Raw genomic sequence first — 14,206 nt, 5'->3', positions numbered from 1 at the left:
CCATTGTTCCACTCACAGAAGGAGGTCGATGTACGATGGACTTTAGCGGGGCCTATGCCTGGCCCAACCTTCGTTTCCTGCTGCACGGATTTCTGATCACCTTGCAAGTCGCAGGGCTGTCGATTGTTTTCAGCTTTGTCCTCGGCACCGTGCTGGGTACCGTCCGGTATACCCGGATTCCGGTCCTGTCTCAGATCGTTGCGGTTATCGTGGATACGATTCGAAATCTGCCGCTGCTGCTGATCATTTTCTTCATTCATATTGTACTGCCCCAGCTGGGGATTAAAATGTCTGTCTTCTGGTCCACTGTCGTTGGACTGAGTCTGTTCGAAGGCGCCATGATCGCAGAAATCGTTCGTAGCGGTCTCAAATCGGTTGAGCGCGGTCAGGTGGAAGCTGCCCGTTCTTCCGGCCTGAGTTACATGCAGACACTGGGCGGCATCATTATGCCGCAGGCTCTCCGCCGTATGTCACCACCGATGGTTAGCCAGTTCATCTCGCTCTTGAAGGATACGTCACTGGCAATCATCATCTCGCTGCCTGAGCTGATGCACAACGTGCAGATCCTTGGCGGCCAGAGCTTCGATTATGTCATCCCCGCTCTGCTGCTCGCAGCCGTATTGTATTTTGCCATCAACTACACACTGTCCATCGTGGCCCGGCGCCTTGAGGCAAGGATGAATTGATGCGCTCGGATCTACCGAAAATGGTGTTAGCACATAAAGAGTCCAGATAAACACACCTCTGTGTCGATCTGGACTCTTTAGTATTCCCGTATTGTTTCGAACTCAAATCGCTGCTCCGTTCCGTCGTAGTTCCTTCTGCAGCAGCGTCACCGGAAGTGACAGCGGCTCAAGCTGCATTTGCACTGCCAATGCTGCCGAAGTTCCAGCGGCCTCCCCCGTTGCCATGCAGCTAGGAGTCAGCCTTGTCGTAGCATGAGCCTCATGCGTGGTGGAGATGCAGCGCCCTGCTGCCAGCAGATTGCGGATATTGCTGGAGATCAGACAGCGGTATGGGATGTCGTACGCTCCGTCCCCTTCAATAAACGCAGCCACTACGCCTTGGCCAGAAGGATCATGTATATCAATGGGATAACCACTTCTGGCGATGACATCGTCAAACTTCCGCCCTGCAACCACATCCTCCCTCGTCAAAGAATAATGCCCAATGATCCGTCTGGATTCACGTATACCAATCTGCGGAGCTACTGCGGATATTGAAGCCCGTTCGAATCCAGGCACGTCGCGCTGCAAAAACTCGGCGATCATGAGTACCTGCTTCCTGCCTTCCTGTTCAGCAGAGGTCAGATCCTCTGCATCGGTAGCATCCAATCCCTGAACCCTGGTGCAGTTAATCAGCACTTCATCTTCAGCCGGCCCGGTAAAAAATAACACCTGATCACGGTTAATCGGAACACCCGACTTCTGCCATTGCGAATAAAAACCACTCACCCCGGTTAACGGAATACGATCCAGCTCTGCGATAGGTGTCTTGGCGTAAAAATCTTCCGGATGCTCCATCATATACTGCTTTACTCGCTCAAGGTTTACGCCACGCATCCGAAATTTCATGGTCATGGGCTGGGACTGATGATCTCCATCCCGACCCTTCGCAACAGCAGCGCCAGCAAGATAAGCTGCATCCGCATCGCCACTGGTATCGACAAATATTTTCGCCTTAAGCTCCATTCGGCCCGACTTGTTTGTCAATCGAACCGCCTCCACCCGATGATCCAGAACAATCACTTCATCCACGAAGCTGTGCAGCAGCAGCCGAACGCCTGCCTCTTGCAGCATATCGGCCGCAATAACCTGATAAATGGCCGGATGGTATGGTGTAACGGTGTGTACAAACCCAACTGTATCTCGGAGATGCCCTGGAGAGCCACCTCGCTCCTTCAGCCGGTCAACGATCTCCTGGGCAATGCCTCTGATCACCTGTTCGCCGCTCTCTGTGTGGAAAGTCATCCAAGGGTAGACCATGGCGGCGGTCGACATCCCGCCAACGAACCCATATCGCTCTATCAGCACCGTACGCACGCCCTGTCGTCCGGCAGCAATGGCCGCCGCAATGCCCGCGGGTCCGCCTCCCACAATAACAACATCGGCTTGCTCCGTCTTCATGCTTATCCGTTTGCTCATGTTCCACTCCTCCTCCATCGATTAGCCGCCTATTCTTTCAGCCCTGTCATTGCAACACCCTCAATGAATCGCCGCTGCGCTATGAAGAATACAACCAGAAGCGGTACGGTTGCCATGACGGTGGCGCTCATCAGATAATGCCATGCCGTACCCACTTCATCCGTGAACAGGGACAACCCTAGCGGCAGTGTCATCAACTCGCGCGAGTTAATAAATATCAGCGGGTCAAAAAACTCATTCCAGATGGTCACAAAGGTAAAAATGGTCAGTGTCGCCATGCCCGGTTTGGCAATGGGCAGCATAATCCGCGCATATATCCGGAATCGGTTGCAGCCATCAATCATCGCTGCTTCCTCCAGTTCGGTGGGGACTGTAATAAAGAACTGCCGCATCACAAAGATGCCGAATACGCCACCTGCCCCGAAGATGGGAAGTAAAATCAGCGGGAGATGTGTATCAATCCAGCCCAGCTGCCGCATGAATAAAAACATCGGAATTGCCGTCACCTCGTGGGGAATCATCATGGCGCTCAGCAGGATAAGGAACACCACATTGCGGCCCTTGAATGGAATCTTGGCAAATGCATATCCGGCAAGGGAAGCAAAAAACACTGTACCCAGCACGACCACAACAGCAATATACACACTATTAAAATAGAATCGATGAAACGGAATCAATCGAAAAACATCGATATAATTCTGAAAACGAAACGGTTCCGGGATCCACTGCGGTGGATACGTGAATATGCTCTGGGGCTCCTTGAAGGACGTAGATATCATCCAGATAAACGGCACAATCATAATCAGCGAAATCAGGGTCAGCAACAAATACGTACCAATTGCACCTCCTGCTGTCCGCACAGACGGCTTAGGCATCGCCTTCATTGAATACCCACCTCTTTCGAAGCTGCCATTGCAGCAGCGTCAGGATCAGTACGATAGCAAACAGCACATACGCCAATGCGGAGGCGTAACCAAACTGAAACAGCTTGAACGCTTTTTCCCATATATAGTAGACCAACACCTTGGTGCTATTGCTCGGACCTCCCTGTGTCATCACATATATCTGCCCGAACACTTTGAGCGAGCCAATGACCGTCATCACCATGGTCAAAAACACGGTTGGCGTAATCATGGGAAGCGTCACGTGGAAAAAGGCCCTCCGCCTGCCTGCACCGTCCAGTGTGGCCGCTTCGTACAATGATCGCGGCACCTGCTGAATGGCAGCTATGAACAATACCATATTCAGGCCAACATTTTTAAGCACACTGGTCACAATAACCGCGGGCATCGCCAGATCCTGATTGTAGAGCCAAGCCGGTCCCTTGATGCCCATCATCATCAGAAGCTGATTGATCAGTCCCGACTCGGTTGCATACATAAGCTTCCATACAATTGCCCATACAATAAGGGAAGTCATGACCGGAACAAAGATGGCAGTGCGGAATATTCCGATGCCCCGCAGACTTTTGGATAGCAGCAAAGCGAGCAGCAGCGCCAGTACAATATTCAGCGGAACAAGTCCAGCTGTGAAATAAACCGTGTTTCCCAGTACCCGCCAAAACATTTTGTCTGTCATGATCTCGCGATAGTTATCCAGCCCAATAAAGTGATGATCTCCAAGCAATGGCCAATCGGTCAAACTCATGTATAATGCAAGGCCCATTGGAAAGAGCAGCAGCAGAGTAAAACCAAGAACCATCGGAGATACGAACAGCCATCCTGCAATCTGGGCCTCTCTTGCGAGCGGTCCTCTTCCTGAATGCTTGCGTGAATGGGTCAACTCTGGCCCTCCTCTTCTCATCCGTCTTTCTTCTACTTCAGTCTGTCCATGGCATTGCGAAAGCCATTTACGGCTTTTCGCAGCTCTTCCTCCGTTTTACCTGTTACGACTGCCCCAAGCATAATCGCCTTAATCCCGGTATCGTGCAGCACCCGCACATCCTCCTGTACCAGTCTCCGCTGGGAAGGGATCAACACGGGAAGCTGTGCTTGCATTACTAACCGGCGATACCGGAGGACATCTGAGAAGCTTAGCGGTGTGCCGTACTCCTCTCCGGGCACAATGGATGCTTCCAGCGCGGTAAAACCATAATGAGCTGCCTCCCTAATTAGAGAAGGGTCGTAGTGTTCATTGATGGCAAATGTTTTATCCAGACCGAGCTCACCCAACATGAAGGATGGTAAATGGTGAGCATATATGGAATAAAAATCAAAACCCAGACCGGAAAGCTTTCCCACATCTTCTTGTCGTGTCCCATCAATGCTACCCGAAGGAACTACCCCAAGCGGACCCGTAAATTGGGATCGGATTTCACGAAAGGTATCGATATATTCATCCAGCGGACCAAAATGGTTTCCACTGGCGCGGTGTCCGACATTGTAATGTACTTTTAGCGCGTCAGCGCCTTCTTCAATCGCTGCTTTGGCCAGTGCTGTATCGTTCGCGGGCAGGCTGACGACAAGCAGCATGCGTTGTCCGTACAGTGCCTCCTTCAATTGCCCCATATCCTTACCTCCTGCATTTAAGCCATTATTTATTATTGCAGCAAACCCTGAACCTCTTCCTGCATCTGCTTCAAATTATCCTGAGATGTGGCTAAACGGGCGAATAAACGATCGAAACCCTGCAGCACCGCATTATCGATATCCTGCCAGCGAATATGGCCCGGAATCAAGCGTGCTTTTGGCATTTCATCAATCACTGCCTGAACAATATGTTCCTTGCTTGGATTATTCGGCTGATTAATAAAAGCATCCGAATTCAGTACAGAGGTGCGCGGAGGGACAAAGTAAGTTGCTGTTGCCTGAATTCCCTGCTCACTGGCGAAAAATTTCAGCAATTTCTTTGCTTCTTCCGGATGCTTGCTATCGTTGAACAAGGCATATCCCGCCTGGCCCAGCATGGGCACACTACCCTGTGATCCTGAAGGCATCGGTGCGATACTCCATTCGAAATCCGTTATGTCTCTTGCTTTGGACACATAACTGTAGTTGTCGAAGAACATACCCACATTGCCCGCATCGAAGCTGACCTGCTCACCCGCCTTCGGATGCGATTCATCTGTAAACATCATGCGTTCCAATAAATCAAAGGTTTGCACACCATACAGATCATTCCAGGTGAACTGCTTCATCCCCTCATCGAAAGGCCCGCTGCCATAGGACCAGGCATAGGAGGAAAGAACAGCCCAAGTCTTCCAATCGCGAAAAAAGTTGGCACCGTAGATTCGGTTTGTCGCTTCCTTGCTGGTAATTGTTTTGGCTGTCTCTTCAAATTGTTCCCACGTCCATTGCCCTTGTGCAGCGAGTGTGTTGGGGTCGGTCAGACCAGCCTGGTCGAACAGGGATTTGTTGTAGAACATGACGACCGGAGGCGTGGAGAATGGCAAGCCAAGCAGTTGATCACCGTCCCGAAACAGATCCAGCGTACTTGGAATATAATCATCCAGCTTGAACTCTGCATCATCCTTGAATTCGGATACGTCTGCCAGAATGTGATTGGATTTGAATTGTGGAACCATCCGCTCAGAGACCCAGGCGATATCCGGAAGCGAGCCGCCGGCGGCAAGCACAGAAATTTTTTGCTGGTATTCCGCAAAGGGTACGGATTCCATCGTCACCTTGATACCGGGATTTTCCTGTGTGAAGCTATCAATCAACTTGTTATACACGTCCATATGCGCCTGATTTCCCCACATCATGAACTTCAGTTCAATCTCTCCATCTCCTGCGGATGCATTCTCAGGATCACTGCCGGAATCAGCACCTGCACAGCCAATTAATGCAACAATGATGAATACGAGCATCAACGTCAGTCCTGCCTTTTTCATGGAAATCCCCCTTATACGCTTAGTGATATACACGTGCAACCAAAGTATAGCGAAAGAATAACTTGTTCCTAAATCACGCCAGCTACAGAAATGGTATGGTTTTTCAAGGACTTAAAACGATAGGCACCTGCTACAGCTGTTCATCCGTGCTGAATCGGTTACGATATTCCCCTGCCGTCCAGCCCACCTGCTGTTTGAACACCAGCATGAAGTGTTTGGGACTTTGATGCCCGGACAATCTGGCTACATCATAGATTTTCAGTTGAGTGTTGACCAACAGCCACTTGGCCCGCTCCATGCGCGCCTCAGCGACGTATTCTGAATAATTTGTTCCCGTTTCATTTTTGAAGAGTTTGCTCAGATAGGTTGGGTTCAAATGAACAAGGTCCGCTATGTTCTGCAGACGCAGATCCCCATCTGGATGGAGCCTGATATATTCCTTTACATCCCGAATGATCTTTCGTGTATCTCCACTGCTGCACTCTGCTTCCCCCGGTGTATCCATCGTCTGGCTGGACGAAACACCGTATCTGCGGTCCAGCAGCAGCTGAATTTTCTGGATCGCGGTTACCCATTCATGGCGCTCCACTGGCTTCAACAGATAATTCAATACACCATACTCCATCGCTCTGCGAGCATACTCAAACTCGCCATAGCCGCTAATAATGACCATCAGCAGATCGGGGTACATCTCCCTTGCTTTGGATACCAAGGTCAGTCCGTCCATTTCGCGCATACGAATATCCGTAATCAGCACGTCAGGCACATCACTTCTCAGGAATTCAAGGGCCTCGGTCCCGCCAGCAGCTGTCCCCATAACTCGAAACTGGGGAGCCGTCTGGCTAATCATTTCCCGTAACCCTTCGAGGATGACTTTTTCATCTTCCACAAGCAGCACTTTATACATGCACGTTATCCCCTTTCTCCTGAAGCGGTATCGTAATAGTTGCGGCTAAGCCATGCCCTAAACTTCCGTAAACGCTCAAACTGGCGGCTTGACCATAAATAAGGTGGAGTCGCTGTGCGATATTGGTAAGCCCTAAGTTGTCTTCCGCGTTACAGCGCAGGGATTCGCTAGAGGGTATCTGGGATAATGACTCGTTCCATTCATCAATTTCTTCTTGGCTCAGACCTTTCCCATTATCTCGAACGGTAAGCAGCAATTCTTGATCAAACTGTAAGGCCGATACCCAAATCGTTCCCCCATCCTCCTGTCCTTCAATTCCGTGGTAAACTGCATTCTCCACCAGTGGCTGCAAAATTAATTTGGGGATTGGACAGCTCATTACCTCTTCTTCAAATTCAAAAATGACCTCCAGCCTACCGTCAAACCGTACCTGTTGAATGCGTACATAAGATTGGACAAAAGCTATCTCCTCCTGCAGGAGAACAATCCGGTCCACCTTATCAATCGTGTAACGAAGCAACTTGCCAAGTGCCGTCACCATATGGGACACTTCTGCATGCTTCCTGCGGATGGCCATCATATTAATAGACTCGAGCGTGTTGTATATAAAATGAGGATGAATTTGGCTTTGCAATGCTGACAGCTCTGCTTCCCTCTCCCGAATACCGAGCAGAAAAACCTCGTTAAACAAGCGGTGAATCTCTTCCATCATTCGGTTAAACCCCCGGCTGATCTGTCCGAATTCATCACTGCTGAAGCTCGTCACACGTTGGGTGAAATCCCCCTGCTCCACACGAATCATATTCTGCTTCAGACTAATTAACGGCCTTGTTACTCGGTAGGATAATAGAGCAGCCAGAATGGCTACTGCTGCCATGCACAGAACAGCGAACCCAAACGTGAACGTAAGCATTTCTCCTGATTCCTTCTGAATGACAGAACTGGGTGTAAGACTAATCACTGATAGTCCTGAATAATTTGAATGGTGCTGTACATACAGATAGGAACTCCCATCCAGTACCACCTTTTGGTTTCCTGCATAACCCTGAAGTTGTCCATGCTGCAGCAGTTGGTTGTACGCGGACCGTCCACCGATTGAAGTTCGCTCAAACACAAGGCGCTGTTTGCTGTCCACAATCATGAGACTCGCATTTTCCTCAAAATTCAGATTGGACAGCAGCTGGCGAAAGGCGTCCAGCCGGATATCAATCAGGATATATCCCAGCCGTTTGAGGGTGCTTGGATCACGGATCTCTCGAGCAACGGAGATATAGGCTTCTTCATTCTTGCCTGTGTAATAACTTGGATTATGCGGAGGGAGCAGTCGCCACTCCCCCTCTGAGCCTCCAAGCTCTGCAAACCAATCATCCTGCCTGCTGTCCCATACCGGCTTCACCGCTAACGAATCCAGGTTGGAGAACAGGATGCCACTGTTCGAGATGAGGTGGATGCCCCGAATTTCGGGGCGATCATAGGCTTGACCCGAAGTATAGAGCTTCATCTTTAAGTAATCGTCAGACTTTGCCCACGTAGCAGTCCCCATTGGGGCATTGTATTTCCCCAGAATGCCCAGCACCATCTGATCGTAGAGCGGCAGAAGTGATAAACGCTCGAAATCCTTAAGCAGCCGATTCAGATTGGTGTTAATCTGGCGAATAATATCAATAGTGAACTGCTCGGTTTTACGATCAATCGTCTGTGAAAAATGGTGATAGTTGACCCATCCCTGCAAACTTAGCGGAAGCAAAGTCAGTACCAAAAACAACACCAGCAGCTTGGTGCGCAGGTTCATGTTTCTTTTCGAATAATCTAGTGCTTTGTCCATCATTCACTGGATCCTCCCTCTCCCGTCATTCAAGAATTGCTTCAAAAAAATAGGAACGAATTGGATTTAATCATATTCAGTTTTAATGATGGTTAGCTATCCTGCCAACATCTCAATGGGTGCGGAATTTCAAGAGATGCAAGCTTCACCTCATCAAAAACAAAAACAGCCGACTGTATCGCTGACAGTCGACTGTTTTATATAAACGAATCTGGTCAATCAAAAGGGGACGCAATTTATCCAGTAGATGGATGGTATAGCGCTGTGTCGTTTTATCCAACTAAAAAAGCCGACTGCATTATGCAATCGGCTGTCTATTCATATATTGTTGTTTTCTATATTTGAATCGGTTATATTCATTGATCAGTTCGTCCAGTACCATGGATTGTTGAAGGACTTTGTAGTCTTGCATGCCATGATGCTCCGCCAAACGACTTAATTCTTGCCTGTTCCGTTCAATCTGGTCTACAACCTGACTTGGTCCTTTCATAGCATGCACCCCCCTCTTTGTAGACCATTTTAGGATAGATTGCCAAAAAATTCATATTTTTTTCCTTTGCAAATTAAAAAGTTTATTTACATAGTTATTCTTTCATAATCAAGCATTTTGCATCAGTTCTCTAACAAACTCAAAACCATCAATATGTAGATCGAAAAAAATATAACTGTCCACATATCGTATCCCTGAACGCATTTAATTCATTACTCAAAAAATTTTCTTAGAGAGTTTCACACTTACTAACAGCATTCATTTTGTAATGGTTATTAATTAGTTCGTCCAGTATTCTGGACTGAAGAAGAACTTTATGGTGCTGCATGCCATGATTTTGCACCAAGCGACGCAGCTCTTGTCTGTTCAGTTCGATATGTTCCTTGTGCCATTCTACTTCTTTCATGCCATGCACCCCTTTTTCAACATATTTTAGGGGAAGTTATCACAAGAAAATACTCTGGAAATAGATGCAAATAGACCGATACGCAAGTTAATGAAAAAAGCTGGATGCACAACAATTTCCCCTAAATTGATTATAAGTCTTATACTCCAAAATGTTGGGTACTTAGACTATCCATTAGCAAACTATACTGTTTTTCCTGCGAGTCACTGGCATGATTTCTGAACTTTCCATATAAATCAATAGATCTTATAGACATTAAGTCATCATCACTGGCAGATGAGAGCTTCAAACTGATGAGTAAATTCTCCATTCCTTGTTTGTACTTTTGTTGGCTGAGCCTATATTTCGCAAGTTCATAGTAAAATCGTATATACCTATGATTTATTACCTGATCAGTATATGTCCCTTTTACATATTCCTCTGTATTGAATTGTTTAATGTAGGGATCGAATCTCTCCAACGCAAAATCGATATCTAGTGCGTGTTGATTGGCTGCTTGTACAATAGTCACGAAGGCAGTTAAAATCTCCTGAGGATGATCATTGAGATAATCCAGATAAGATTCAAGCACCTTATGATTTCCTAACAACATTTGATATAAATATCGATTCCCCTTAGCCCAACTCTGAAAACGCTCTATTAATTCTTGCTCTTCTTCAGTCGGGTTTGGAATTTCAATGACTCGTTCATAAATATCGGTGTATTCTAAAGCCTTTTCATATTCTTGGCGAGCTTCACACACACCTGCCTTCAGTAAGTTTGCATATGCTTTGTACGTGAATAAGGGATAAAACGCAATTCTTTGTCTGCTTTTTCGTCTTCGAGATTGAAGACTAAGTTGAAAATCAACTTTTCTTTCCAGCTCATCAGCCAGATAATAAACCTTATCCCAGAGGTGTATTGTGAGGTATATATTGGCCAAGTCTTTAATTGCATCCAGTTGTATTTCCTCATCCAACTTTTCTACATAAGGTTCCATGTGAACTGCAGCGCTTAGATTATCGAATTTGCTCATGGTTTTATTGATTGAAAAAATGCGGTACTGACATAAAGCCAACCGTTCAGAGTGCTGATATTTCTCACTGTCAGCCACGCATTCATACAAAATAAGTGCTGCTTCATTCATCTCTTCGTTATAGATCTTCTCAGCCATTTCAAACAATTCTGAAGTATAAGATCGATCATCGGTTACCTGGACCACAACCTTTTTAATACAATCCAGCTTGTTTAGTTCGGCGCACCGATATAAAAAAGGTTCCAAGCGTCTCCAATGTGGGGCAGTTTCCACAAAACATTCCACGCAGTACATCTCATAGAAGTATCCCTTTTCAAGTCCCATACCAGAAGTAATTTGATCCAATTGATTCATGGCTATAGGTCTGCTTCCTTTAAGTATGGCACTCATCGTACCAACATTAACTCCACAGATACTAGAAAATTGTTGAAGTTTGTACCCCTTAACCTTGATATGATTTTCTATATGCGAGCGTATCGTAGGTGCAAGTTGCAAATATCTCACCCCCAACAATCCAAACTTCTTAATGATATGCCATGTATAATAAATGTAATTTTAATCAGGTCAATCATCACTACTATAATAAAAACAGCGCGTCCTAAATTTAGGAACCGCACTGTTTTTAATGAAATCTTTTAATAACACACGATTATTTACAAATCTCCTGTTCCATGTTGAGAGGAAAGTGTGTGCATAGGAGATGTATTTGTTACTGAACCTTCCAGAGGAAGGGTAATGAGAAAGAAACTAAGCAAGACTATATACAGGATATTCTTTTTTTTCATAATAATTCTCTACCTCCGTCATTAATGAATGATATTGACTTTCAATTTCCTTACTTGCCTTATTCCTATACTTCTCATATAGAGCCACACAATGAATAATATCAGATTGATTGTTTATCTTTATAGCAGAAGCTAAACATTCCATAAGTTGTTTCATGCCTTCCTCGTATCTACCACGAGCAAGGTGATATATGGACAATTCAACTAAAAAAGTTATATAAAGATCCAATTTGACTTGTTTACTATAACCTTGAATTAAGGTATCTACCGATGTCATTTGAACACCAAATTTATCAAGAACCTCATCCACGTCCATATCATACTTGTTCGCTGCCTCCATGATGTTAACCAGGGCAGGTAATAACTCTTTTTGATTTCTTTCAATAAAATCGACATAGGCTGGCAGAACATTTTTATCTCCCATTAATAAATGATAGAGATACGTATTGGCCTCTTCCCAACCTTTGAATTTAATAATATAAAAAATATCCTCATCATCAGGTTCTATAATTTTAATTAAGTCTGCGTATGCCTTTGTATAGCGTAAAGCTTCCTCATACTTGCCTAACCTTTCACTTGCAGTTGCCTTGAGCAGGCTTGAATAGGCTTTGTACACAAACAACGGATATGAAGTTACCCTGCTTGCTTTATCTACATTCTTCTTGGTGTAAGTTTGTATAATTTCGGCTTTACGACCCAATTCATCAGCCAGTGTGAACAACTTGTCCCAATAGCGGAGAGCGGAGTATGTATTCGCCAGATCCTTGATTGCATCCAGCTGTCGCTCTTCGTCCAGCCGGTTAATATACGGCTCGAAGTGAACGGCTGCTCTAAGATTCTCATGCTGGTCCTGGCCCAGAGACAAGGTGAAGATACGATACTGGCACAACGCCAGACGTTCGGAGTGCTGGTACTTCTCGCACTCGGCAACACATTCGTACAACATCCGCGCAGCCTTCTTCTGTCCGCGTTCAAACATGGACTCGGCCAGCTCAAACAATTCGGAAACATAAGAGCGATCATCCGTCACTTGCTGAATTACCCTCTGTATACAGTCCAGCTTGTCCAGCTCGGCACAGCGCAGCAGGAACGGCTCCAACCTTCGCCAGTGCGGCGCAGATTCCACAAAACATTCAGCACCATATATTTCGTAGAAGTGGCCTTCCTCCAGCTTCATGCCCTGGGTAATGAGGTCCAATTGAGCCATGGCAATCGGCCGTGTCCCTTTGATAATCGCACTTAAAGTCCCGGCGTTAACCCCCGATATATCAGCAAAGTATTGTAGGGTATACCCTTGTTTCCTGATGTAATCCTCAATATTTGAGCGTATCGTAGTTGTAGGTTCCATGTCTCCCACCTCCACAATGAAAATCCAGAAATTTGAATTTCTATGATATGCACAATTTTAATCCTAAATTTTACAGCGGTCAATAACAATCGTGGCAATTTCCTTCACATTTAGACATTTTTGCTGAATATATCCCGGCTTATAGAAAAAATCCATTAGAAGAATAGGAGCGGACATGTTAAAGTAAGTTCAACTCATAATATCCTACTATTTCCATAGGATTAAAAAAACAGATTCGCCAATTCCGTTCAAGGAGAAGGTCAGATGAAATTTGCCTTGTTTAGCCTCATGATGAACCTCCCCAATGCGGTAACCGGTGAAGCACTGACCGCACAACAGAAATTCCATAGCATTCTGGAACAAGCCAGTCTGGCCGAGCGTTTGGGCTTCGATGCATATGGAATTGGGGAACGGCACGGTGCGCCTTTTCTGTCATCCTCGCCGCCTGTTGTACTGACCGCTGTAGCTGCTGCTACCTCCCGCATTCGTTTGCTAACAACCGTCACTGTGCTCAGCGTGTTGGATCCGGTTCGAGTTGCCGAAGATTATGCAACACTGGATCAATTATCCGGTGGGCGGCTGGAGATGATCATCGGAAAAGGCAATGACCCTCGGCACTATCCGCTGTTTGGCATTCGTGAGGAGGAACAGTGGGATTCACTTGGTGAACGCTATGAGCTGCTAAAGCGCCTGTGGACGGAGGAGAATGTAACCTGGCAGGGAACGTATCGCCCGCCCCTTCACGATGTTACCACTTGGCCGCGCCCTCTCCAACACTCCATTCCGATCTGGCATGGCAGCGCATCGAGTACACGCTCCACCGAGCTGGCAGCGAAATACGGCGAACCACTCTTCTCCTCGAATTCTTTTCACCCACAGGCAAAATACAAAGCGTTGATTGACCACTATCGGGAACGTCTTGATTATTATGGTCATGATGCGAATCGTGCGGTGATCGGTTCCGGAGCGGGGAGCCTGTACCTTGCGAATACTCGTGAGGAAGCGATTCGTCGCTATACGCCTTATTATAATGCTTTTCACGCAACCGCTGCCGCCCAGCACAACCAGTCACCCTTCACAGACCTGGAGGATAACATCGCTCGCGGTCCTGTGCTCATTGGTAGTCCTGAACAGGTTATTGAGAAAATCATGGATTACCATGCTGCTTTTGGACATCAGGTGCTCAGCATCAGCGTAGATGGACTCAGTCATAGCGAGCAGCTAGAGCAGGTTGAGCGCTTTGCCCAGGACGTAGCGCCCGTATTACGACGTGAATTACCGAATTCGGTATGGAACGATCCCCCGGTATTAAGCCGGCAAATACCTTCCCCTGCCTCCCATTCTTCCGCCACATGGCCCTCAGCCATCTCCCCTACATTCCAGATATAAGTCCCCACTCAGATACGCATATCAAATTCAGGGTGATTCGTGAGAATCACCCTGTTCCTCCCTTA

13 protein-coding genes are annotated in these 14,206 nt (G+C 46.8%); 2 read left to right on the top strand and 11 right to left on the bottom strand.

The window, feature by feature from the left end; all coding sequences use genetic code 11:
* The first annotated feature begins 35 nt into the window (after nt 1-35).
* The gene (locus AAIH57_RS24490; RefSeq protein WP_413037157.1) at nt 36-686 is read left to right on the top strand and encodes an amino acid ABC transporter permease; all 651 of its coding nucleotides are present in this window, start codon (nt 36-38) and stop codon (nt 684-686) included.
* A gap of 102 nt (nt 687-788) precedes the next feature.
* Here AAIH57_RS24490 and AAIH57_RS24485 read toward each other — a convergent pair whose 3' ends face one another.
* The 11 genes from AAIH57_RS24485 to AAIH57_RS24435 form a co-directional block, all read right to left on the bottom strand.
* Nucleotides 789-2,144: an FAD-dependent oxidoreductase gene (locus tag AAIH57_RS24485; protein ID WP_430023320.1), complete on the bottom strand. Its 1,356-nt coding sequence runs from the start codon at nt 2,142-2,144 to the stop codon at nt 789-791.
* 29 nt (nt 2,145-2,173) lie between these two features.
* Entirely contained in the window at nt 2,174-3,028 is an 855-nt protein-coding gene (locus tag AAIH57_RS24480) for a carbohydrate ABC transporter permease (protein WP_175395884.1), read from the bottom strand.
* The gene (locus tag AAIH57_RS24475; protein ID WP_430023486.1) at nt 3,012-3,845 is read right to left on the bottom strand and encodes a carbohydrate ABC transporter permease; all 834 of its coding nucleotides are present in this window, start codon (nt 3,843-3,845) and stop codon (nt 3,012-3,014) included. The genes AAIH57_RS24480 and AAIH57_RS24475 overlap by 17 nt, the downstream gene beginning before the upstream one ends.
* 113 nt (nt 3,846-3,958) lie before the next feature.
* Nucleotides 3,959-4,651 (bottom strand): hypothetical protein, encoded by a 693-nt coding sequence (locus AAIH57_RS24470; protein ID WP_430023318.1) that lies wholly within the window; start codon nt 4,649-4,651, stop codon nt 3,959-3,961.
* A gap of 32 nt (nt 4,652-4,683) precedes the next feature.
* The gene (locus AAIH57_RS24465; protein ID WP_430023316.1) at nt 4,684-5,976 is read right to left on the bottom strand and encodes an ABC transporter substrate-binding protein; all 1,293 of its coding nucleotides are present in this window, start codon (nt 5,974-5,976) and stop codon (nt 4,684-4,686) included.
* A 130-nt stretch (nt 5,977-6,106) separates the two neighbouring features.
* Nucleotides 6,107-6,883 (bottom strand): response regulator transcription factor, encoded by a 777-nt coding sequence (locus AAIH57_RS24460; protein ID WP_175395887.1) that lies wholly within the window; start codon nt 6,881-6,883, stop codon nt 6,107-6,109.
* A complete protein-coding gene (locus tag AAIH57_RS24455; RefSeq protein ID WP_175395888.1) occupies nt 6,876-8,711 on the bottom strand; it encodes a cache domain-containing sensor histidine kinase in 1,836 nt (611 codons plus the stop codon). The genes AAIH57_RS24460 and AAIH57_RS24455 overlap by 8 nt, the downstream gene beginning before the upstream one ends.
* Before the next feature lie 295 nt (nt 8,712-9,006).
* Nucleotides 9,007-9,198 carry an aspartyl-phosphate phosphatase Spo0E family protein gene (locus tag AAIH57_RS24450; protein WP_095361627.1) on the bottom strand — a complete coding sequence of 64 codons (192 nt, stop codon included), beginning with the start codon at nt 9,196-9,198 and terminating at the stop codon, nt 9,007-9,009.
* Between the two features lie 229 nt (nt 9,199-9,427).
* Nucleotides 9,428-9,604 (bottom strand): aspartyl-phosphate phosphatase Spo0E family protein, encoded by a 177-nt coding sequence (locus AAIH57_RS24445; RefSeq protein ID WP_175395889.1) that lies wholly within the window; start codon nt 9,602-9,604, stop codon nt 9,428-9,430.
* Between the two features lie 139 nt (nt 9,605-9,743).
* Nucleotides 9,744-11,114 carry a hypothetical protein gene (locus AAIH57_RS24440; protein ID WP_430023313.1) on the bottom strand — a complete coding sequence of 457 codons (1,371 nt, stop codon included), beginning with the start codon at nt 11,112-11,114 and terminating at the stop codon, nt 9,744-9,746.
* Nucleotides 11,115-11,366: 252 nt separating this feature from the next.
* Nucleotides 11,367-12,752, bottom strand: a complete 1,386-nt coding sequence (locus AAIH57_RS24435; RefSeq protein WP_175395891.1) for a transcriptional regulator — start codon at nt 12,750-12,752, stop codon at nt 11,367-11,369.
* Nucleotides 12,753-13,016: 264 nt separating this feature from the next.
* Here AAIH57_RS24435 and AAIH57_RS24430 point away from each other — a divergent pair, with 264 nt between their 5' ends.
* On the top strand, nt 13,017-14,141 hold the full coding sequence (locus AAIH57_RS24430; protein WP_430023311.1) for an LLM class flavin-dependent oxidoreductase: 1,125 nt from the start codon (nt 13,017-13,019) through the stop codon (nt 14,139-14,141).
* The last annotated feature ends 65 nt before the right edge of the window (nt 14,142-14,206 follow it).

This window comes from Paenibacillus sp. MABNR03 (genome assembly GCF_050455445.1).
GTDB lineage: Bacteria > Bacillota > Bacilli > Paenibacillales > Paenibacillaceae > Paenibacillus > Paenibacillus xylanilyticus.
Note: the sequence above shows the minus strand (reverse complement) of the source record. Positions and strands in the feature narration are given on the sequence as shown.